The sequence below is a fragment of the Mycobacterium canetti CIPT 140010059 genome, assembly GCF_000253375.1.
Taxonomy (GTDB): Bacteria; Actinomycetota; Actinomycetes; order Mycobacteriales; family Mycobacteriaceae; genus Mycobacterium; species Mycobacterium tuberculosis.
On the sequence record NC_015848.1, the window covers coordinates 399,813 to 422,060 of the forward strand.

A 22,248-nucleotide genomic window follows, 5' to 3' on the forward strand; every position below is an offset into this window, starting at 1 on the left:
GTCTACGTTTGGTGAAGCGGCAGCCAGAACTGCTCGTTGCCCAGCATGAACACTGGCAGGACACCTACCGAGCGCATCCGGTGCTGTACGGAACCCGCCCGTCAGAGCCGGGGGTATATGCCGCCGAGGTGTTCAATGCCGACGGCGTGCAGCGGGTGCTGGAGTTGGCGGCCGGTCATGGGCGTGACACCCTGTATTTCGCTGGCCAGGGCTTCACGGTGGTGGCCACCGATTTCAGCGACGTTGCCGTCGCGCAACTTCGCCGAAGTGCCCAAGCGCGCGGGGTCTCCGCGCGGGTGCAACCGATTGTGCACGATCTGCGCCAGCCTCTGCCCGTCAAAACCGGTTCCATTGACGGCGCCTTTGCACACATGGCGTTGTGTATGGCGTTGTCCACCAGCGAAATTCATGCAGTCGTTGCCGAGGTCGGCCGGGTGTTGAGGCCGGGTGGAAAGTTCATCTACACCGTTCGGCATACCGGCGATGCGCACTACGGCGCCGGGCAGGCCCACGGTGACGACATCTTCGAGTGCGCAGGGTTCGCAGTGCACTTCTTCCGCCGTGAGCTGGTAGCGCGCCTGGCTACCGGTTGGGTACTCGAGGAGGTACACGATTTCGAGGAAGGTGAGCTGCCCCGGCGGCTATGGCGGGTCACTGTCACCAAGCCCGCCTAGCCGGCGCTGTGGGATCAGCCGCAGGTGTGCACCGTGTTTGGGGACGGTGGTGATGTTGCGCACCAACGGAGTCTCGCCTTTGGACGGGCCGGCGGCGGTGATGGTGAAGCGGCGGAAAATCTCTTGCAGGATGACCGCTCCCTCGGTGAGGGCGAACCCGAAGCCGAGGCATCGGCGCACACCGCCGCCGAATGGCAGCCAGGTGTTGGGTGCCACGCTGCCGTCAAGGAACCGGCTAGGACGAAACTCTGTGGGTTTGGGGTGCGATACCTCGCTGGCGTGGGCCAACAGGATCGACGTGTTGACCACCGTCCCCGCTGGCAGTCGCCAACCACCGATCTCTGCCGGCGCGGTGACCTTGCGAGCGGTAGAAGCGATGACGGTGTGTCGGCGCATTCCTTCCTTGAGGACGGCCTCCAAGAATCCGTCGTCACCGCCGACGGCAGCCCAGACTACTTGGCTTTGGATTTCCGGAGCATGGGCAAGTTCCCACAACGTCCAGGACAGGGCGGCGGCGGTTGTCTCATGACCGGCCAGCAGCAACGTGATGAGCTGGTCGCGAAGCTCGGCATCGGTCAGCGGCTTAGTAGGCGTGTCCTTGGTTTGCAAAAGTCTGGATAGCACGTCGGTTCGGGCGGTGAGATCGGAATCGATACGGCGGGAGGCGATCTCGCGGTAGAGGATCTCGTCTATCTTGGTTTGGTTATGGAAGAAGCGCTTCCAGGGATTCATCCGCTTGAGCGACGGGTACGGAACGCCCGCGAGAATCGCGGGATGGATGTTTATGATCTGTTGCAGCCGACTAGTCAACTCGGCCTTGACTTTTGGGTCAGTGACCCCGAAAACGACCCGCAGGATGATGTCGAGGGTGAGCGCATTCATGTGGTCAAGACTGTTGATCGTTGCGTGGGGCCGCCAGCGCGTGATGTGTTCACGCGCAACGGAGGCGATCATGTCGCGGTATCCGCGCAGCGCGGCGCGGGTGAACGCGGGCATGAGCAGCGATCGCATCCGCGCGTGTTCGGCTTCGTCGGTCATCAATACCGAGTGCTCGCCCATGACAAAACCAAGGATGTGGTTGCCTTCGCCCGCGTGCAGCGACCTCGGGTCGGCCGCGAAGATCTCTTTGATGTGTTCGGGGCGGGTATAGACCACGAGGTTGTCGGCATATGGGGGCACCCGCAAGGAGAACACGTCGCCGTACTTGCGATGCATCGCTGGCAGGAACCATTCCCGAAACCTCAGGTACAGCACGCTCTGCAGGTAGCGGGGTAGCCGTGGCCCGGGTGGCAGGCCCGTCGTCAACGTGCTTGCCATGGCCGCTCCCTTCTGATAATCAAATGTTTGATGTAAACGAATGCTTATCACGATAGGATGCAGCTGTGCAACAGCAACGCACAAACCGCGACAAACTGCTCGACGGCGCTCTGGCTTGTTTACGAGAACGCGGCTACGGCAACACCAGCTCGCGCGACATCGCTCGTGCGGCAGGGGTGAACATCGCGTCGATCAACTACCACTTCGGTAGCAAGGACGCGCTGCTCGACGATGCGCTCGGCCGGTGCTTTTCGACGTGGAACCAGCGTGTCCAGGAGGCATTCGATCACTCCCGCGCCGCCGGTCCGGCCGGGCAGATCCTGGCGGTACTCGAAGCCACCGTCGATTCGTTCGAGCAGATCCGCCCCGCCGTGTATGCGTGTGTGGAGTCATACGCTCCGGCGTTGCGCTCAGAGGCCTTGCGGGAGCGCCTGGCCGCCGGATATGCCGACGTTCGGCAGCATTCGGTCGATCTGGCTGGCGCTGCGCTTGCCGGTACCGACGTAGCACCGCCGGAGAACCTGTCGACCATCGTCTCGGTGTTGATGGCGGTCATCGATGGCCTCATGATCCAGTGGATCGCCGATCCGTCCGCCACCCCGCGATCGACCGAGGTAATCCGAGCGCTTGCCAGCATCGGCGCGGTCGTCACGTCGCAGTTGCGGTGAACCACACGGTCGCCGGATGGTCTGCACTGCGCTTGATGCCGACGTCGATGAAGCCGGCAGCGCCAAGCCACGCGGCGGTGTCGAGGGTGGGGGGCACGCGATAGATCGCGGGATCGAAACGGGCCGCCAGTGGTTGGTCATCGGATATCGATGTAAGGACGAGTCGACCCCCGGGCCGCAGGGCTCGAGCGATGTCGCAAAGGCTGGCGCGGGGATCGGGCCAGAAGTAAAAGTTGTGCACGCCGAGCACCTTGTCAAGGCTGTGGTCGGCAACCGGCAGGGTTACTCCATCGCCGTGATAAAGCGAGATCAGGCCGGCTGCAATGGCTTTCGCGTTGTGACGGGCCGCGATTGCGATCATGGTCGTCGACACCTCGACGCCGCTCACTTGCGCGCCGGCGGCGGCGAGCAGCCCAAGGGTTCGGCCGGGGCCAAAGCCGATCTCGCAAACCCGCTCGCCCGGGCCGGGCGCGAGCAGCTCGACGGCGATGCGATTGACGTCGGCGGTCTCGGCTCGCCAGATCCGTCCCAGTAGGCGGCCGAACGCGCCTGTTGGCCGGGCAGCCTGACTGGATAGGTACCGTCGGGCCGGATGTGTGAGGCGCATGGGGACGACCTTTCGGTTGCAAGCGGTTAGTCCGAAGAAGCTGTGGTGGCCCGAACGACAAACTCGGCGAGGGTCGCAGCGATCGCATCGTCATCGATCACGCCAGGTTGCACGATCGACCAAGGCTCCGGTGACGGGTCGAAGTGAAGATGCACCGCCCACAACGCGCACAACTCGACGATGGTCCGGGCCACCATCGGTGCCGGCCCGGGCAGGATCAGAAGGCCGGCGCGCTCGCGGTGCACTAGGTATGCCTGGACCGCATCGACTTGGGCGTTCCGGCCGGTGCCGAACCAAACCTCGGCGAGGTCGGGTAGCTCGGGGGCACAGCGGTCGACCAGTTTGAGCGCGATCCGGTGCCGGGCCAGGCGGCTGTAGAGGTCGGTGACGATACCGGCGAGTTCTGCTCGCGCGTCTCCAGTCGTCGCACCCGGCGGCAAAGTTGCTCGCAACGCGTGCGTGAGCCGCATGTCGGTGACCTCGCCAGCTAGTCGGGCCGACACCACAGCTGCGATCTCGCCCGCAACGGGAGCGGCCACCGGCAGTTCGGATGCCAGCGGAAGGGCTTCCTGAGCGTCGCCGTAGCGCACCGCCGCCGCGAACAGCGCAGCCTTGCCCTGGGCGTAGCCATACAGCGTGCCTTTGGCCAGGGCGAGTGCGTCGGCCACGTCCTGCACCTGGGTGCGCTGGTAACCGTGGGCGATGAACACCCGCGCCGACGCGGCGACAATCGCGGAAAACCGGTCCGCGGGAATGCTGCGGGCCATGGGCCGATAATAGTTTGACTGACTCGGTCAGTCACCACAAGACCTTGCGCAAGACTGCGGCGGAATCTAATATTCCAAAGATATATGGAACTCGATGCGAAGGAATCAGGCTCATGAGCAAGACGGTTCTCATCCTTGGCGCGGGTGTCGGCGGCCTGACCACCGCCGACACCCTCCGTCAACTGCTACCACCTGAGGATCGAATCATATTGGTGGACAGGAGCTTTGACGGGACGCTGGGCTTGTCGTTGCTATGGGTGTTGCGGGGCTGGCGGCGGCCTGACGACGTCCGCGTCCGCCCCACCGCGGCGTCGCTGCCCGGTGTGGAAATGGTTACTGCAACCGTCGCCCACATTGACATCGCGGCCCAGGTAGTGCACACCGACAACAGCGTCATCGGCTATGACGCGTTGGTGATCGCATTAGGTGCGGCGCTGAACACCGACGCCGTTCCCGGACTGTCGGACGCGCTCGACGCCGACGTCGCGGGCCAGTTCTACACCCTGGACGGCGCGGCTGAGCTGCGTGCGAAGGTCGAGGCGCTCGAGCATGGCCGGATCGCTGTGGCTATCGCCGGGGTGCCGTTCAAATGCCCAGCCGCACCGTTCGAAGCGGCGTTTCTGATCGCCGCCCAACTCGGCGACCGCTACGCCACCGGAACCGTACAGATCGACACGTTCACGCCTGACCCGCTGCCGATGCCCGTTGCAGGTCCCGAGGTCGGCGAGGCTTTGGTCTCGATGCTCAAGGATCACGGTGTCGGCTTCCATCCTCGCAAGGCCCTAGCTCGCGTCGATGAGGCCGCAAGGACGATGCACTTCGGTGACGGCACGTCCGAACCGTTCGATCTGCTTGCCGTGGTCCCCCCGCACGTGCCCTCCGCCGCGGCGCGGTCAGCGGGTCTCAGCGAATCCGGGTGGATACCCGTGGACCCGCGCACCCTGTCCACTAGCGCCGACAACGTGTGGGCCATCGGCGATGCGACCGTGCTGACGCTGCCGAATGGCAAACCGCTGCCCAAGGCTGCCGTGTTCGCCGAAGCCCAGGCCGCAGTTGTCGCCCACGGCGTCGCCCGCCATCTCGGTTACGACGTAGCTGAGCGCCACTTCACCGGCACGGGCGCCTGCTACGTCGAGACCGGTGATCACCAGGCAGCCAAGGGCGACGGCGATTTCTTCGCTCCGTCGGCGCCCTCGGTGACGCTGTACCCGCCGTCGCGGGAGTTTCACGAGGAGAAGGTCGCACAAGAACTGGCCTGGCTGACCCGCTGGAAGACGTGACACGCCGGTGGGCGCGGCCCCCTACCACGGCTCCTACCGGCGCCGCTGAAACACCAGACTGTGGATAACCGTTGTTGCGCAAGCCTGCTAGTAGCCTCGCCAAGGTGGACTACTCGTCGGCATACCTGGAGCAGACCCACGCCTTCGGCGAACTGATCCGCAACGTCGATCAATCCACCCCGGTGCCGACCTGCCCGGGCTGGAGCCTGGGTCAACTATTCCGCCACGTCGGGCGCGGGGACCGCTGGGCGGCGCAGATTGTCCGCGATCGACTCGACCATTTCCTCGATCCACGCAGCGTCGAGGGCGGTAAGCCACCGCCGGACCCCGACGACGCGATCTCCTGGCTGTACGGCGGGGCGCGGCTGCTGGTCGACGCTGTAGAACAGACGGGTGTGGAAACGCCGGTGTGGACCTTCCTCGGACCGCGCCCGGCGGGCTGGTGGGTTCGGCGGCGGCTACACGAGGTCGCAGTGCACCGCGCCGACGTGGCGATCACCGTCGGGGGCGAATTCACACTGGAACCGAACGTGGCAGCCGACGGGATCAGCGAATTCCTGGAGCGCATAGCGGTCCAGGCCGGCAGCGGCGGCGCGCCATTACCGCTCGAAGACGACGACACCTTACATCTGCACGCCACCGATCCGGGGCTTCTTGAAGCCGGCGAATGGACGGTTCGTCGCGACGAGCGCGGCGTCACCTGGTCGCATCGGCACGGAAAGGGTGCCGTGGCACTGCGTGGCGGCGCCACCGAGCTGCTGCTGGCGATGGTGCGCCGACTCTCGGTTGCCGACACCGGCATCGAGCTGTTGGGGGATGCCGGGGTATGGCAAAAATGGCTGGATCGCACGCCGCTGTAGCCGCCGCACACGGTAACTTTCAGACCATGACCACATCGGAGATCGCTACCGTGCTGGCCTGGCACGACGCCCTCAATGCCGCCGACATTGAGACCCTCGTGGCGTTGTCTACTGACGACATTGACATCGGTGACGCGCACGGGGCTGTACAGGGCCACGATGCGCTGCGCGGGTGGGCCAGCTCGCTCACCACAACCGCAGAACTTGGCCGCATGTACGTGCACCACGGAGTCGTGGTCGTCGAACAAAAGATCACCAGCGGCGAAGATCCGGGCATCGCCAGGACCGGCGCCGCGGCGTTCCGTGTGGTCCAAGACCACGTCGCATCGGTTTTCCGGCACGAAGACTTGGCGTCGGCGCTGGCGGCCACCGAACTCACCGAGGACGATTTGGTCGATTGAGGTCGGCGAACGGCAGTTAGGAGCCAGTTATGCGCGGGATCATCTTGGCCGGCGGTTCGGGCACCCGGCTGTACCCGATCACCATGGGGATCAGCAAGCAGCTGCTGCCGGTCTACGACAAACCGATGATCTACTACCCGCTCACCACGCTGATGATGGCTGGGATCCGAGACATTCAGTTGATCACCACCCCGCATGACGCGCCCGGCTTTCATCGACTCCTGGGCGACGGCGCGCACTTGGGAGTGAACATCAGCTACGCCACCCAGGATCAGCCTGACGGTCTGGCGCAGGCGTTCGTCATTGGCGCCAACCACATCGGCGCCGATTCGGTGGCATTGGTGTTGGGGGACAACATCTTCTACGGCCCAGGTCTGGGGACCAGCCTGAAGCGCTTCCAATCCATCAGTGGTGGAGCAATTTTCGCCTATTGGGTAGCCAACCCGTCGGCCTATGGTGTCGTTGAGTTCGGCGCCGAGGGCATGGCGCTGTCTCTGGAGGAGAAGCCGGTGACCCCGAAGTCGAATTACGCGGTGCCGGGCCTGTATTTCTATGACAACGATGTGATCGAAATCGCCAGGGGTTTAAAGAAATCAGCGCGCGGGGAGTACGAGATCACCGAGGTCAACCAGGTCTACCTCAATCAGGGCAGGTTGGCGGTCGAGGTGCTGGCCCGCGGGACAGCGTGGCTGGACACCGGGACATTCGACTCGCTGCTGGACGCCGCCGATTTCGTCCGGACCCTGGAGCGTCGGCAGGGCCTGAAGGTCAGCATCCCCGAAGAAGTGGCGTGGCGCATGGGCTGGATCGACGACGAGCAGCTGGTGCAGCGAGCCCGTGCTCTGGTCAAGTCCGGATATGGTAACTACCTGCTGGAGTTGTTGGAGCGCAACTGATTTCGGCGGGTTATTGTCGGTGGTTACGGAACCCCTGGTAGCCCGTCCTGGATGAGCAGCCCACCGGACCAGCCGTTGCCGAACAGCCCGCCGTTGGCGCCGTTGGCGATCAGCGGGCCCCAACAGCGCCTGGGTCGGCGCATCGGCGGTGGTCTCGGCGCTGGCACACGAGCCCGCACCCACGTTCAGGTTCTGTGCAAACTGGCCATGGAACGCCGCCGCCTGATTGTTGAGGGAGTGATGCCGCCGACCGTGTGCGGAAATCAGTGCCGCGACGGCCGCCGACACCTCGTCTTCGGCCGCCGCCAGCACGCGGGTCTTGTGGCGCTTCGGCGGGAAGTTGCTGATCCGAGATGCTGGCGGCTGGTTTCCTTGTGGTGGCCTGGGCCGGGCGGTGGCGCACAGTGGGCCCGGTGGGGTCGCGGCCGGCCGGGCAAGAACGCTGCGCCCTGGCCGGGCCATGAGCGGAGCCGGCAAGCTCGACGGCGCCCGGCATGCGCGGTGCAAGAACCCCATGGACCGCACCGAGTGCCGTGCTCGCCCTCGGCAGGCTACCGAGCCGGTGTCTCCCTAGTCATCCACGTTATCCACAGCGCCTTGGGTTACCGGGCGCCGGTCGGGCAGCGGCTGGTAGTATCGAAAGTATGTTCGATCAGGTGCGGGGGCGCATGCCTTCACCGGAGGCGATCGCTCATTTTGATGAGCTGTTTGAATGCCATGCTCCGCGGACCACGAGGGTGTCGGCTGCGTTCATCGATCGGATCTGCTCGGCGACTCGGGCCGAAAACCGGGCCGCTGCGGCGCAGTTGGTGGCTTTGGGGGAGTTGTTCGCCTATCGGTGGTCGCGTTGCGGGGGCCGCGAGGAGTGGGTGATGGACACCATGGCGGCGGTGGCCGCCGAGGTGGCGGCGGCGTTGCGGATCAGTCAGGGTCTGGCGGCCAGCCGGTTGCGGTATGCGCGGGCGATGCGTGAGCGGCTGCCTAAGACGGCTGAGGTGTTTAGCGCCGGCGACATCGGCTATCTGATGTTTGCCACGATTGTGTATCGCACCGACTTGATCGTTGACCCTGATGTTTTGGCGGCGGTGGATGCGCAGTTGGCCGCCAATGTGGCGCGTTGGCCCTCGATGACCAAGGCCCGCCTGGCTGGGCAGGTCGATAAGATCGTGGCGCGTGCCGATGCCGATGCGGTGCGGCGGCGCAAGGAGTATCAGGCCCAGCGCCAGTTCTGGGTCGGGGAAAGCCAAGACGGTGTGTGCCAGATCGGTGGCAGCCTGTTGGCCGTCGACGCACACGCCCTCGATGCGCGGTTGAGCGCGTTGGCGGGCACCGTGTGTGAGCACGATCCGCGCAGCCGTGAGCAGCGCCGCGCGGACGCGTTGGGGGCGTTGGCGGGCGGGGCCGATCGGCTGGGCTGTGGCTGTGGGCGCGCTGATTGTGCGGCCGGGAAGCGGCCTGCGGCCCCGCCGGTGGTGATTCACCTGATCGCCGAGGCGGCCACGATCAATGGCACGGGCTCGGCGCCGGCATCGCAGATGAACGCCGACGGGCTGATCACCGCCGAACTGGTGGCCGAGCTGGCCAAGACGGCCACGCTGGTGCCGCTGGTTCATCCCGGCGATGCGCCGCCCGAGCCGGGGTATGCGCCGTCGAAAGCGCTCGCCGATTTCGTTCGCTGCCGGGATCTGACGTGTCGCTGGCCCGGCTGTGATGAGCCCGCCACCAATTGCGACCTGGATCATACGATCCCGTATGCCGCCGGTGGGCCCACCCATGCGTCGAACCTGAAATGTTACTGCCGTACCCATCACCTGGTGAAAACGTTTTGGGGATGGCGTGATCAACAGCTACCCGACGGCACCCTGATTTTGACCTCCCCGTCCGGGCATACCTATGTCAGCACCCCGGGCAGTGCGCTGCTGTTCCCCAGCCTGTGCCACTTCAGCGGCGGCATCCCGGCACCGGAAGCCGACCCACCCTACGACCATTGCGACCAGCGCACAGCGATGATGCCCAAACGCCGGCGCACCCGCGCCCAAGACCGGGCCTATCGCATCGCCACCGAACGTCGACAAAACCACGCCGCCCGCCAGCGCGCCCAGGTGCTCACCCAGACCGCCGCGGCCACCGACACCCACGGCCCACCACCGGATCCCAACGACGACCCACCGCCGTTTTGATGTGGAACGGCCTGTCAAGTGGCCGATTAGTGCTTGTTGCCTCGGGGTTGTTTGGGGTTTCTGGCTTTGATCCGATGACGGGACCCTGCGGCGCTCCCTCGACGCCGCCGCGCCGGCTTAAGGGCGCCCGGCCGCGCTGCCACCCCCAGGGCATCACGTGCGTCGGCTGCTATTGCCGGTAACTGACCAGGAAGTTACCCAGCCGCTCGATGGCGGCCGCCAGATCGCGGGACCATGGCAGCGTCACCAGGCGCAGATGATCCGGTGCGGGCCAGTTGAACCCGGTGCCCTGGGTGACCAGGATCTTCTCCGACAGCAGCAGATCGAGCACGAGTTGCTCGTCGTCGTCGATGTCGTAGACCTCGGGGTCTAGCCGGGGAAACGCATACAGCGCGCCCGCCGGTTTGACGCACGACACCCCCGGGATCTCGTTGAGCTTGGTCCAGGCGATGTCGCGCTGCTCGAGCAGCCGGCCGCCGGGCAGCACCAGGTCCTCGATGCTCTGATGGCCGCCCAGTGCAACCTGAATGGCATGCTGGGCCGGGACATTTGGGCACAACCGCATATTGGCCAGCAGGCCGATGCCCTCGATGAAGCTGCTGGCGTGCTCCTTGGGTCCGGTGATCGCCAGCCAGCCGGCCCGGTATCCGGCGACGCGGTAGGCCTTCGACAGCCCATTGAAGGTCAGGCACAACATATCCGGGGCGATCGATGCCAGGCTGATGTGCTTGGCGTCGTCGTAGAGGATTTTGTCGTAGATTTCGTCCGCCAACAGCAGCAGTTGATGCTTGCGGGCCAGATCGACCATCTGGGTGAGGATTTCGCAGCTGTACACCGCGCCGGTTGGGTTGTTGGGGTTGATCACGACCAGCGCCTTGGTGCGCTCGGTGATCTTGGATTCCAGGTCGGCGATATCGGGCTGCCAGCCTTGGGTCTCATCGCACAGGTAGTGGACCGGAGTGCCGCCAGCCAGCGAGGTCGACGCCGTCCACAGCGGGTAGTCCGGTGATGGAATCAGCACCTGATCGCCGTTGTCCAGCAGGGCTTGCAGCGTCATCGTGATCAGCTCGGAGACCCCGTTACCCAGGTAGACGTCGTCCACGTCGAATCGGGGAAATCCGGGCACCAGCTCGTAGCGCGTGACCACCGCACGCCGGGCCGACAGGATGCCCTGCGAGTCGGAGTACCCCTGCGCGTAGGGCAGCGCCTGGATGATATCGCGCATGATCACGTCGGGTGCTTCGAAGCCGAACGGCGCCGGGTTGCCGATGTTGAGTTTGAGGATGCGGTGACCTTCGGCTTCGAGCCGCGCGGCGTGCTGGTGCACCGGGCCGCGGATCTCGTACAGGACGTCCTGCAGCTTGGCCGACTGAGCGAAGGCGCGCTGCCGCTGATGGCTGGCGGTGTGCCAGGGCAGCTGGTGGGTTGTCACGTCCACAATGGTGCCATCGTTGTCCACTGGAATTTGCTGTCAGGTGCCAAATCGTGATCAGCGTTTGCCCGGTGGACGGGCCCCGCGCGCAATGCCCAGCCCTTTCACCGGCGCGGCCGGTGCAGCCGGATCACCGTCGGTTTGCGGCTTTGGCGGTGCGGCGGGCTCCGGTTGCGGCTTTGCTTCGGGTTGCGGCTGGGCTGCTGGCTCGGCGAGCCCAGGAGCCGGGGGAGGTGTCTTTTTCGCCCCGGGCCGCTTGGCGCCGGCGGCAATACCCAGCCCTTTAACGGGCGCGGCGGGCGTCGCGGGCGCGGCGGGCGCAGCCGGGGCCGCGGGCGTTGGGGCCGCTTTCTTGGCGCCAGGCCGCTTGGCGCCGGCGGCCATGCCGAGGCCTTTCACGGGTGCTGCGGGAGCGGCCGGCGCTGGCGCCTGTGGTGCCTCGGCGGGTGCCTCCACGGGCGTCACCGGTGCGGCAGCCTTAGGAGCGGCTTTCGGGGCGCGCTCCTGAGCCTGTTTGGCGGCCGTACCCTTGGCCGGCAGCTGCGCCTTGTCGTGGTCTAGTGATCCGAGTAGCACCTGGGCCACGTCGAGCACCTCGACGCCGCTCCGGCCTGCTTCCTCCTGCCGGTCGTTGACACCGTCGGTGACCATCACCCGGCAGAACGGGCATGCGGTGGCGATGGCGGCGGCGTTGGTGGCCAGCGCCTCGTCGACACGTTCGTGGTTGATCCGCTTGCCGATGTGCTCTTCCATCCACATACGTGCGCCGCCGGCGCCACAGCAGAAGCTGCGCTCGGCATGGCGCGGCATCTCGGTGAGGTTGGCCCCCGCCGCACCGATCAGCTCCCGCGGCGCCTCGTACACCTTGTTGTGCCGGCCCAGATAGCACGGGTCGTGATACGTGATGTCCTGAGAAACCGGAGTGACAGGGACCAGCCTCTTGTCGCGCACCAACCGATTGAGCAGCTGGGTGTGGTGCAGCACGGTGTAGTTGGCGCCCAGCTGCCGATATTCCTTGCCGATGGTGTTGAAGCAGTGCGGGCAGGTGACAACGATCTTGCGGTCGACGGTCTCCACACCCTCGAACAAACCGTCCAGGGTCTCGACGGCCTGTTGTGCCAGCTGCTGGAAGAGGAACTCGTTGCCGGAGCGGCGCGCCGAGTCGCCGTTGCAGGTTTCCCCAGCGCCCAGCACCAAGTATTTCACCCCGGCGACGGCGAGCAGCTCGGCGACGGCCTTGGTGGTCTTCTTGGCCTTGTCGTCGTAGGCGCCCGCACAACCCACCCAGAACAGGTACTCGTAGCCGTCGAAGCTGTCGACGTCCTGGCCGTACACGGGGACGTCGAAGTCAACCTCGTCGATCCAGTTGGTGCGATCTGAGGCGTTCTGACCCCACGGGTTGCCCTTGGTCTCCAGGTTCTTGAACAGCACCGACAGCTCGGAGGGGAACTCCGACTCCATCATCACCTGGTAGCGGCGCATATCGACGATGTGATCGACATGTTCGATATCCACCGGGCACTGCTCGACGCAGGCACCACAGGTCACACATGACCACAAGACGTCGGGATCGATAACGCCACCCTGTTCCTCGGTGCCGACCAGCGGGCGAGTCGCCTGCTCCGGTCCATGCCCGGGCACTCGACCGAACCCCGATTCCGGCACGTGATGATGCTCTTGGTGACCGGCCTCGCCGCCCGCGCTGGCATCCTTTTGGCCCAGGATGTAGGGCGCCTTGGCCATCCAATGGTCGCGCAGGTCCATGATGACCAGCTTGGGCGACAACGGTTTGCCGGTGTTCCAGGCCGGGCATTGCGACTGACAGCGTCCGCACTCGGTGCAGGTAGCGAAGTCGAGCATCCCCTTCCAGGTGAAGTCTTCGATCTTGCCGCGGCCGAATACGGCATCCTCGCTGGGATTCTCGAAGTCGATTGGTTTGCCATCGGCTTCGAGCGGCAACAGTGGGCCCAGCCCATCCGGCAGCCGTTTGAACGTGACGTTAATGGGCGCCAGGAAGATGTGCAGGTGCTTGGAATGCAAAACGAGGATCAGGAACGCAAGCATGACCCCGATGTGCAGCAACAGCGCTGTGGTTTCGATGATTTCGTTGGCGGGCTGCCCGAGGGGGCGAAGAATCGCGCCGAATAGCTGCGATAGGAAGGCCCCGTTGCCGTAGGGCAGGGTGCCGTTGTTGACCGCTGAGCCGCGGACCAACACGTAGGTCCAGATGACGTTGAAGATCATCAACAGGACGAGCCACGCGCCGCCGTTGTGCGATCCGTAGAACCGGGAGCTCCGACCGATCTCGCGGGGGTTGCGCAGGATACGGATGATGGCGAAGGTCGTGATACCGAGAAAGACGGCGGTGGCAAAGAAGTCCTGCAGGAAGCCCAACGCGTCCCACCGGCCGATGACCGGGATGTGGAATCTCTCCTCGAACAGCAGGCCGTAAGCCTCGATATAGACGGTGAGCAGGATGAAGAAGCCCCACATGGTGAAAAAGTGCGCCAGGCCCGGGATCGACCATTTCAACAGTCGGCGCTGCCCTAGAACCTCGGAGATCTGGGTCCAGATGCGGGTGCCGAGGTTGTCGGTTCGCCCGCTGGCCGGCTGCCCGGACATGACCAGCTTGTAAAGCCACCAGACTCGCCGCAGAGCGAACACCCCCACCACCGCGGTCATGCTCATGCCCAGTATCAGCCTGATGAGCGTTTGCGTGGTCACGGAAGGTCACCCCAATTCGTAGCACTCAATGGAACCCCTGCATAACCTGCTCATCCTGACATCTGTGCGACTTTCGCCGCGAGAAAGGCTGTCCTAACCTACCGGTCGTCAACGCCTCTCATCTGCGGTTAAGCTCTCCGGGGCCAGCATGGCCCGCAGCATCGACAACATCTCCGACCGGGAGCCAGCGCCCAGCCGCTGGCGTATCCGGGCGACGTGGTGCTCGACCGTCTTCGCTGAGATGAACAGCCGGGCGCCAATGTCGCGATAGGGCATGCCCAGTAGCAGTAGCTCGGCGACTTCGCGTTCGCGATCGGATAGCGGCGAGCCCGCCGGTGGCTGGCGCGGTGCCGGCGGGGTACCGGAAGCTGGTTCCGTGTCGCCGGCCCCGCTGGGGGGCTCGCCGAAATCGTTGCCCAGCTTAAGATCCCGTGCCAACTGCAGCATGGCACCGGACACCCGTGCGTCGGATGTTTGCAATGCGGCCTGACCTGCCAGTCGGGTCGCATCCGACGTCAGGCCGACGTGTGACAGGGACCGCGCCGCCGCGGTGACTTCGTCGACGTCGACGTTTTCGGCCAGGACCCGCAGCCAGGTGCGACCGGCATCCGACAGGGCCTGCGCGAGCGTGCTGTGGGCGACCATTGCACCGAGGGCCTGTCCGTGCGGTGCCACCGATTCCGGCGAATTGGCGAGGATTCCAGCGTGCACTCCAGCCCAATGCAGTGAGTTCGACCACAGGGCGGGGTTGCCCAGCGAATCCAGCAGCGTGAGCGCCTGATCCAGGGTGTGTTGTAGCTGGTCAACCTGGCGCATTCGGGCGGCCGCGACCCACAGTTCACCAAGTGGCAGCAGGGCGAACAGATCGAGCGAATACTCGGCCAGCGCTTCCATCGCCGCATACCAATGCTGTTGCAGCGCACCGATATCGCCGGTGCGACGCGAGATCGCGGTTTGCAGTGCCGCGGCCCACAACGCGTCGCGCCGGTGCAGGTGCGTGCCGGCGCCGGCCGCCGCGACGTCCGCGCTTGCCGACGGCAATTGCCCCTCTTGCATTTTGATCCAGCCGGAAAGCAGCAGGTGCCGACGCTGGAACAGCGGGTCGGCGCCGGCTCGCACGGCACGCCCGATCACACTGCGGGCGCGGACCGGATCGCCGGCGTGTATCGCGGCCAAGGTAACCAGCGCTGCCGGGCTGTCCGGAATGACTTGGCTGAGCGATTGTTCGGTGGCAATGGCTTGGCCCAGTTTTGCCATCGCGACCGGATACGGCTGATCCATGGTCAGCAGCAGCCCCTCGGCGAGGTTGCGCGCGCAACGCGCTGCCATCGTCGGTGGACCGGCATCCTTGAGCCGCAGGGTGGCACGCGCCGTCGCCAGGTCGCCGTTCGCGGCGAACACGATCGTGGCGGCCGAGCTCACCATCGTGTCCGGGTGTGGGCCCAGCCAGCCGAACAACTCGGCTGCGTGTCCCGTGTTGCCGTCGTGGGCCGCGACGCTGGCCGCAACCCGCACCGCGGCAGCGCGTTCGGTGGCATCCGGGGAGCTGAGCAGATCGTCGGCTAGTGTTGCCGCGGCCGTACAGTCGCCGGTGCGGGCCAGTGCGTCGGCCAGGCGGACCGTCAATCCTTTGGCGCCGGCATGGACCGCGGCGCGGTACAGCCGTGCGCAACGGACCGAAGCGTCGCGGGTGTCCGCGGCGTACCGCGTGAGGATGTCCGCCAGCCGCTCGTCGCGCAGCCCGTGTTCGGCCAGTCGCAGCGCTAGCTCCGCCGACACCGGCGAGATATCGAGTTGTGAGCGTAACAGCGAGGTTTCGACCTCGTGGTGGTGTGCATTGCCGACGATCTGAGCGATCGCATCATGGACTGACTGCAGAAACGCCGCGGTGTGTGACGACTCGATCAGTCCGCTGGCGTGCGCACGATCGACCAATCCGCGGGCATCCGTTACCGAAATCCCAAGTGCAGCAGCTACATCGCTGACCCCTAGCTCGTGGGTCAGCGACATCATGAGCAGGGTGTCCAGAGTGGGTTCGTCGAGGCGGCGCAGCCGCTCGATGAGGGCCACCTTGGCTGCTTGCGCGGGAGCCTGTGCCCTGGCGGAAACCGCATGAATGAGGAACGGCAGTCCCGCGGTGCAATCTCGCAGGTGCTCGGCAACCGGAAGTGGACCGAGCGAGATTCGTGGCCGGTCCCGTTCGAGCGCCATCGTCAGGGCTCGTAGTGACCGGTGGTGCTCGCGGGCTTCCGCGGCCGCCACCACCGTCAGCCGTGAATCGGCCACGCGCTCGGTGAGCCGGAGCAATTCGGTATCGGTGAGCAACTGGGCGTCGTCGATGACGAGCGCGGTCTCCGGCGGTTCGCCGTCTGGCGGCGGGCATGCCAGCACGGTGAGTCCCGAGCGGCGCAGTGTGTCGCGGGCGGCAGCCAGAACGGTGGTCTTGCCCGTTCCGATGCCCCCGGTGATCAGGACCTTGACCGGTACCGTCGGGGCATTCGCGAGGTCCAGGAGGGCACGGCGTGCTGCCGGCGGGACCTCGGTGAGGGAATCGGTCACCGATGCGTCGTATGCTTGGCCACGGTTCTTGCACCCCCTGTGCTGCACTGCTGGTCGGCGGCGGCTCCCTCACCATAGCCCCAGCCCGTCCCGCAGCACCGCATTTCCCCTAATGCGGCCATCCCCTAACGGCGCCCCGGGGCCGGCGGGTTCCGCACCGAACACGGACGCGGCCTCAACCGATAGCATCGTGCTAACACGGGACTAATGGGGGTGGGGCAAGGAGGCGGGTAGTGGCAAACTCGTTGCTCGACTTTGTCATCTCGCTTGTGCGCGACCCGGAAGCGGCCGCACGTTACGCCGCGAACCCCGAGCGGTCGATCGCCGAAGCTCACCTTACCGACGTGACCAGAGCGGATGTGAACAGCCTGATCCCGGTGGTGTCGGATTCGTTGTCGATGTCCGAACTCATCGGAGCCGCTGGCGGGGCACACGCTGGCGATCGTGGCAACGTTTGGGCGAGCGGCGCGGCCACGGCTGCGCTTGATGCGTTCGCCCCACACGCCGATGCGGGTGTTGTCCAACAGCACGGTGCGGTCGGCAGCGTTCTCAACCAGCCGACCCCACCCGGACCGGGCGTGACACCCACCGATCCGCGCCCCTTCCGAGCCGGTCCACATGAGACGTCGGCGCTGCTCACGAGCGCTGAGATACCCGACACGACCAGCGAGGACGGGGGATTGCCGACAGACCATCCGGCTGTCTGGAACCACCCGGTCGTTGAGCCACATACCGTCGAGCCCGATCATCACGGCTACGACATCCACGGATAAGTTCCGGACCGGCGTAGGGGTGCCCCATTTCCCCTAATCCCCTAACGCGGCGGCCAGGCCGATCCCGATAGGTGTTTGGCCGGCTTGCGGATCAGACCCCGATTTCGGGGTGAGGCGGAATCCATAGCGTCGATGGCACAGCGCCGGTCACGCCGGCGAACAGCTTCTTCGATTGAAGGGAAATGAAGATGACCTCGCTTATCGATTACATCCTGAGCCTGTTCCGCAGCGAAGACGCCGCCCGGTCGTTCGTTGCCGCTCCGGGACGGGCCATGACCAGTGCCGGGCTGATCGATATCGCGCCGCACCAAATCTCATCGGTGGCGGCCAATGTGGTGCCGGGTCTGAATCTGGGTGCCGGCGACCCCATGAGCGGATTGCGGCAGGCCGTCGCCGCTCGGCATGGCTTTGCGCAGGACGTCGCCAATGTCGGCTTCGCCGGTGACGCGGGCGCGGGGGTGGCAAGCGTCATCACGACCGATGTCGGTGCGGGCCTGGCTAGCGGACTGGGTGCTGGGTTCCTGGGTCAGGGTGGCCTGGCTCTCGCCGCGTCAAGCGGTGGTTTCGGCGGTCAGGTCGGCTTGGCTGCCCAGGTCGGTCTGGGTTTTACTGCCGTGATTGAGGCCGAGGTCGGCGCTCAGGTTGGTGCTGGGTTAGGTATTGGGACGGGTCTGGGTGCTCAGGCCGGTATGGGCTTTGGCGGCGGGGTTGGCCTGGGTCTGGGTGGTCAGGCCGGCGGTGTGATCGGTGGGAGCGCGGCCGGGGCTATCGGTGCCGGCGTCGGCGGTCGCCTAGGCGGCAATGGCCAGATCGGAGTTGCCGGCCAGGGTGCCGTTGGCGCTGGCGTCGGCGCTGGTGTCGGCGGCCAGGCGGGCATCGCTAGCCAGATCGGTGTCTCAGCCGGTGGTGGGCTCGGCGGCGTCGGCAATGTCAGCGGCCTGACCGGGGTCAGCAGCAACGCAGTGTTGGCTTCCAACGCAAGCGGCCAGGCGGGGTTGATCGCCAGTGAAGGCGCTGCCTTGAACGGCGCTGCTATGCCTCATCTGTCGGGCCCGTTAGCCGGTGTCGGTGTGGGTGGTCAGGCCGGCGCCGCTGGCGGCGCCGGGTTGGGCTTCGGAGCGGTCGGGCACCCGACTCCTCAGCCGGCGGCCCTGGGCGCGGCTGGCGTGGTGGCCAAGACCGAGGCGGCTGCTGGAGTGGTTGGCGGGGTCGGCGGGGCAACCGCGGCCGGGGTCGGCGGGGCACACGGCGACATCCTGGGCCACGAGGGAGCCGCACTGGGCAGTGTCGACACGGTCAACGCCGGTGTCACGCCCGTCGAGCATGGCTTGGTCCTGCCCAGTGGCCCCCTGATCCACGGCGGTACCGGCGGCTATGGCGGCATGAACCCGCCAGTGACCGATGCGCCGGCACCGCAAGTTCCGGCGCGGGCCCAGCCGATGACCACGGCGGCCGAGCACACGCCGGCGGTTACCCAACCGCAGCACACGCCGGTCGAGCCGCCGGTCCACGATAAGCCGCCGAGCCATTCGGTGTTTGACGTCGGTCACGAGCCGCCGGTGACGCACACGCCGCCGGCGCCCATCGAACTGCCGTCGTACGGCCTTTTCGGACTACCCGGGTTCTGATTCGCGAGCCGATTTCACGAACCGGTGGGGACGTTCATGGTCCCCGCCGGTTTGTGCGCATACCGTGATCTGAGGCGTAAACGAGCGAGAAAGTGGGGCGACACGGTGACCCAGCCCGATGACCCACGTCGGGTCGGTGTGATCGTCGAACTGATCGATCACACTATCGCCATCGCCAAACTGAACGAGCGTGGTGATCTAGTACAGCGGTTGACGCGGGCTCGCCAGCGGATCACCGACCCGCAGGTCCGTGTGGTGATCGCCGGGCAGCTCAAACAGGGCAAGAGTCAATTGCTCAATTCGTTGCTCAACCTGCCCGCGGCGCGAGTAGGCGATGACGAGGCCACCGTGGTGATCACCGTCGTAAGCTACAGCGCCCAACCGTCGGCCCGGCTTGTGCTGGCCGCCGGGCCCGACGGGACAACCGCAGCGGTTGACATTCCCGTCGATGACATCAGCACCGATGTGCGTCGGGCTCCGCACGCCGGTGGCCGCGAGGTGTTGCGGGTCGAGGTCGGCGCGCCCAGCCCGCTGCTGCGGGGCGGGCTGGCGTTTATCGATACTCCGGGTGTGGGCGGCCTCGGACAGCCCCACCTGTCGGCGACGCTGGGGCTGCTACCCGAGGCCGATGCCGTCTTGGTGGTCAGCGACACCAGCCAGGAATTCACCGAACCCGAGATGTGGTTCGTGCGGCAGGCCCACCAGATCTGTCCGGTCGGGGCGGTCGTGGCCACCAAGACCGACCTGTATCCGCGCTGGCGGGAGATCGTCAATGCCAATGCAGCACATCTGCAGCGGGCCCGGGTTCCGATGCCGATCATCGCAGTCTCATCACTGTTGCGCAGCCACGCGGTCACGCTTAACGACAAAGAGCTCAACGAAGAGTCCAACTTTCCGGCGATCGTCAAGTTTCTCAGCGAGCAGGTGCTTTCCCGCGCGACGGAGCGAGTGCGTGCTGGGGTACTCGGCGAAATACGTTCGGCAACAGAGCAATTGGCGGTGTCTCTAGGTTCCGAACTATCGGTGGTCAACGACCCGAACCTCCGTGACCGACTTGCTTCGGATTTGGAGCGGCGCAAACGGGAAGCCCAGCAGGCGGTGCAACAGACAGCGCTGTGGCAGCAGGTGCTGGGCGACGGGTTCAACGACCTGACTGCTGACGTGGACCACGACCTACGAACCCGCTTCCGCACCGTCACCGAAGACGCCGAGCGCCAGATCGACTCCTGTGACCCGACTGCGCATTGGGCCGAGATTGGCAACGACGTCGAGAATGCGATCGCCACAGCGGTCGGCGACAACTTCGTGTGGGCATACCAGCGTTCCGAAGCGTTGGCCGACGACGTCGCTCGCTCCTTTGCCGACGCGGGGTTGGACTCGGTCCTGTCAGCAGAGCTGAGCCCCCACGTCATGGGCACCGACTTCGGCCGGCTCAAAGCGCTGGGCCGGATGGAATCGAAACCGCTGCGCCGGGGCCAGAAAATGATTATCGGCATGCGGGGTTCCTATGGCGGCGTGGTCATGATTGGCATGCTGTCGTCGGTGGTCGGACTTGGGTTGTTCAACCCGCTATCGGTGGGGGCCGGGTTGATCCTCGGCCGGATGGCATATAAAGAGGACAAACAAAACCGGTTGCTGCGGGTGCGCAGCGAGGCCAAGGCCAATGTGCGGCGCTTCGTCGACGACATTTCGTTCGTCGTCAGCAAACAATCACGGGATCGGCTCAAGATGATCCAGCGTCTGCTGCGCGACCACTACCGCGAGATCGCCGAAGAGATCACCCGGTCGCTCACCGAGTCCCTGCAGGCGACCATCGCGGCGGCGCAGGTGGCGGAAACCGAGCGGGACAATCGAATTCGGGAACTTCAGCGGCAATTGGGTATCCTGAGCCAGGTCAACGACAACCTTGCCGGCTTGGAGCCAACCTTGACGCCCCGGGCGAGCTTGGGACGAGCGTGAGCACCAGCGACCGGGTCCGCGCGATTCTGCACGCAACCATCCAGGCCTACCGGGGTGCGCCGGCCTATCGTCAGCGTGGCGACGTTTTTTGCCAGCTGGACCGCATCGGTGCGCGCCTAGCCGAACCGCTGCGCATCGCGTTGGCTGGCACACTCAAGGCCGGAAAATCCACTCTCGTCAACGCCCTTGTCGGCGACGACATCGCTCCGACCGATGCCACCGAGGCCACCCGGATTGTGACCTGGTTCCGGCACGGTCCGACACCGCGGGTCACCGCCAACCATCGCGGCGGTCGACGCGCCAACGTGCCGATCACCCGTCGGGGCGGGCTGAGTTTCGACCTGCGCAGGATCAACCCGGCCGAGCTGATCGACCTGGAAGTCGAGTGGCCAGCCGAGGAACTCATCGACGCCACCATTGTTGACACCCCGGGAACGTCGTCGTTGGCATGCGATGCCTCCGAGCGCACGTTGCGGCTGCTGGTCCCCGCCGACGGGGTGCCTCGGGTGGATGCGGTGGTGTTCCTGTTGCGCACTCTGAACGCCGCTGACGTCGCGCTGCTCAAACAGATCGGTGGGCTGGTCGGCGGGTCGGTGGGAGCCCTGGGCATCATCGGGGTGGCGTCTCGCGCGGATGAGATCGGCGCGGGCCGCATCGACGCGATGCTCTCGGCCAACGACGTGGCCAAGCGGTTCACCCGCGAACTGAACCAGATGGGCATTTGCCAGGCGGTGGTGCCGGTATCCGGACTTCTTGCGCTGACCGCGCGCACACTGCGCCAGACCGAGTTCATCGCGCTGCGCAAGCTGGCCGGTGCCGAGCGCACCGAGCTCAATAGGGCCCTGCTGAGCGTGGACCGTTTTGTGCGCCGGGACAGTCCGCTACCGGTGGACGCGGGCATCCGTGCGCAATTGCTCGAGCGGTTCGGCATGTTCGGCATCCGGATGTCGATTGCCGTGCTGGCGGCCGGCGTGACCGATTCGACCGGGCTGGCCGCCGAACTGCTGGAGCGCAGCGGGCTGGTGGCGCTGCGCAATGTGATAGACCAGCAGTTCGCGCAGCGCTCCGACATGCTTAAGGCGCATACCGCCTTGGTCTCCTTGCGCCGATTCGTGCAGACGCATCCGGTGCCGGCGACCCCGTACGTCATTGCCGACATCGACCCGTTGCTAGCCGACACCCACGCCTTCGAAGAACTCCGAATGCTAAGCCTTTTGCCTTCGCGGGCAACGACATTGAACGACGACGAAATCGCGTCGCTGCGCCGCATCATCGGCGGGTCGGGCACCAGTGCCGCCGCTCGGCTGGGCCTGGATCCCGCGAATTCTCGCGAGGCCCCGCGCGCCGCGCTGGCCGCAGCGCAACACTGGCGTCGCCGTGCGGCGCATCCACTCAACGATCCGTTCACTACCAGGGCCTGTCGCGCGGCGGTGCGCAGCGCCGAGGCGATGGTGGCGGAGTTCTCTGCTCGCCGCTGACGCGTCAGGCCCTCGGGTGTCACGGTGGTGGGCGTGACTGGTGGC

General features: G+C 65.8%; 17 protein-coding genes and 2 pseudogenes. 12 read left to right on the forward strand and 7 right to left on the reverse strand.

All coding sequences use genetic code 11. From position 1 onward, the window contains the following. Positions 1 to 11 precede the first annotated feature (11 nt). A complete protein-coding gene (locus tag MCAN_RS01720; protein ID WP_003900903.1) occupies positions 12 to 674 on the forward strand; it encodes a class I SAM-dependent methyltransferase in 663 nt (220 codons plus the stop codon). On the opposite strand, the gene MCAN_RS01725 is transcribed toward MCAN_RS01720, so the two are convergent. Beyond that, positions 642 to 1,991, reverse strand: a complete 1,350-nt coding sequence (locus MCAN_RS01725; protein ID WP_003401650.1) for a cytochrome P450 — start codon at positions 1,989 to 1,991, stop codon at positions 642 to 644. The genes MCAN_RS01720 and MCAN_RS01725 overlap by 33 nt on opposite strands. A 65-nt stretch (positions 1,992 to 2,056) precedes the next feature. Between MCAN_RS01725 and MCAN_RS01730 the strand changes: the two genes are divergently transcribed. Then, positions 2,057 to 2,659: a TetR/AcrR family transcriptional regulator gene (locus MCAN_RS01730; protein WP_014000175.1), complete on the forward strand. Its 603-nt coding sequence runs from the start codon at positions 2,057 to 2,059 to the stop codon at positions 2,657 to 2,659. Here the strand turns inward: MCAN_RS01730 and MCAN_RS01735 are convergent. Both MCAN_RS01735 and MCAN_RS01740 read right to left on the reverse strand, forming a co-directional pair. Beyond that, entirely contained in the window at positions 2,640 to 3,266 is a 627-nt protein-coding gene (locus MCAN_RS01735) for a class I SAM-dependent methyltransferase (protein WP_014000176.1), read from the reverse strand. The two genes, MCAN_RS01730 and MCAN_RS01735, sit on opposite strands and share 20 nt — an antisense overlap. A gap of 26 nt (positions 3,267 to 3,292) precedes the next feature. Beyond that, positions 3,293 to 4,033 (reverse strand): TetR/AcrR family transcriptional regulator, encoded by a 741-nt coding sequence (locus tag MCAN_RS01740; RefSeq protein WP_003401656.1) that lies wholly within the window; start codon positions 4,031 to 4,033, stop codon positions 3,293 to 3,295. 113 nt (positions 4,034 to 4,146) lie between these two features. Here MCAN_RS01740 and MCAN_RS01745 point away from each other — a divergent pair, with 113 nt between their 5' ends. From MCAN_RS01745 to rfbA, 4 genes are all read left to right on the forward strand, one after another. Further along, positions 4,147 to 5,313: an NAD(P)/FAD-dependent oxidoreductase gene (locus tag MCAN_RS01745; RefSeq protein ID WP_003900904.1), complete on the forward strand. Its 1,167-nt coding sequence runs from the start codon at positions 4,147 to 4,149 to the stop codon at positions 5,311 to 5,313. 104 nt (positions 5,314 to 5,417) lie between these two features. Beyond that, complete coding sequence (locus MCAN_RS01750; RefSeq protein WP_015287794.1) at positions 5,418 to 6,173, forward strand: maleylpyruvate isomerase family mycothiol-dependent enzyme; 756 nt, start codon at positions 5,418 to 5,420, stop codon at positions 6,171 to 6,173. Positions 6,174 to 6,199: 26 nt separating this feature from the next. Next, positions 6,200 to 6,574: a nuclear transport factor 2 family protein gene (locus MCAN_RS01755; protein ID WP_003401666.1), complete on the forward strand. Its 375-nt coding sequence runs from the start codon at positions 6,200 to 6,202 to the stop codon at positions 6,572 to 6,574. A gap of 29 nt (positions 6,575 to 6,603) precedes the next feature. After that, entirely contained in the window at positions 6,604 to 7,470 is an 867-nt protein-coding gene (gene rfbA, locus MCAN_RS01760) for a glucose-1-phosphate thymidylyltransferase RfbA (protein ID WP_003401670.1), read from the forward strand. A gap of 207 nt (positions 7,471 to 7,677) precedes the next feature. Here the strand turns inward: rfbA and MCAN_RS23890 are convergent. After that, a pseudogene (locus MCAN_RS23890) lies at positions 7,678 to 7,932 on the reverse strand (PE family protein); the annotation flags it as partial. Between MCAN_RS23890 and MCAN_RS24020 the strand changes: the two are divergent. Together MCAN_RS24020 and MCAN_RS01770 are read left to right on the forward strand one after the other, a co-directional pair. Continuing rightward, a pseudogene (locus tag MCAN_RS24020) lies at positions 7,882 to 7,999 on the forward strand (hypothetical protein); the annotation flags it as partial. The pseudogenes MCAN_RS23890 and MCAN_RS24020 sit on opposite strands and share 51 nt — an antisense overlap. A gap of 115 nt (positions 8,000 to 8,114) precedes the next feature. Then, entirely contained in the window at positions 8,115 to 9,650 is a 1,536-nt protein-coding gene (locus MCAN_RS01770) for an HNH endonuclease signature motif containing protein (protein WP_015287795.1), read from the forward strand. A gap of 169 nt (positions 9,651 to 9,819) precedes the next feature. Here MCAN_RS01770 and MCAN_RS01775 read toward each other — a convergent pair whose 3' ends face one another. From MCAN_RS01775 to iniR, 3 genes are all read right to left on the reverse strand, one after another. Further along, entirely contained in the window at positions 9,820 to 11,109 is a 1,290-nt protein-coding gene (locus MCAN_RS01775; RefSeq protein WP_003401733.1) for a pyridoxal phosphate-dependent aminotransferase, read from the reverse strand. A 30-nt stretch (positions 11,110 to 11,139) separates the two neighbouring features. Continuing rightward, the gene (locus MCAN_RS01780) at positions 11,140 to 13,806 is read right to left on the reverse strand and encodes a (Fe-S)-binding protein (protein WP_014000180.1); all 2,667 of its coding nucleotides are present in this window, start codon (positions 13,804 to 13,806) and stop codon (positions 11,140 to 11,142) included. Between the two features lie 108 nt (positions 13,807 to 13,914). Continuing rightward, positions 13,915 to 16,413, reverse strand: coding sequence for an isoniazid response ATPase/transcriptional regulator IniR (iniR, locus tag MCAN_RS01785; protein ID WP_014000181.1), 2,499 nt, complete (start codon positions 16,411 to 16,413; stop codon positions 13,915 to 13,917). Between the two features lie 185 nt (positions 16,414 to 16,598). Between iniR and MCAN_RS01790 the strand changes: the two genes are divergently transcribed. From MCAN_RS01790 to iniC, 4 genes are all read left to right on the forward strand, one after another. Continuing rightward, complete coding sequence (locus MCAN_RS01790) at positions 16,599 to 17,138, forward strand: Rv0340 family IniB-related protein (RefSeq protein WP_014000182.1); 540 nt, start codon at positions 16,599 to 16,601, stop codon at positions 17,136 to 17,138. A gap of 188 nt (positions 17,139 to 17,326) precedes the next feature. Next, a complete protein-coding gene (gene iniB, locus MCAN_RS01795; RefSeq protein ID WP_003901837.1) occupies positions 17,327 to 18,766 on the forward strand; it encodes an isoniazid-induced protein IniB in 1,440 nt (479 codons plus the stop codon). Between the two features lie 105 nt (positions 18,767 to 18,871). Further along, positions 18,872 to 20,725 (forward strand): isoniazid-induced dynamin-like GTPase IniA, encoded by a 1,854-nt coding sequence (gene iniA / locus MCAN_RS01800; RefSeq protein ID WP_015287796.1) that lies wholly within the window; start codon positions 18,872 to 18,874, stop codon positions 20,723 to 20,725. Further along, a complete protein-coding gene (iniC, locus tag MCAN_RS01805) occupies positions 20,722 to 22,203 on the forward strand; it encodes an isoniazid-induced dynamin-like GTPase IniC (protein WP_003401747.1) in 1,482 nt (493 codons plus the stop codon). Before iniA ends, iniC begins: the two co-directional genes overlap by 4 nt. Positions 22,204 to 22,248 lie beyond the last annotated feature (45 nt).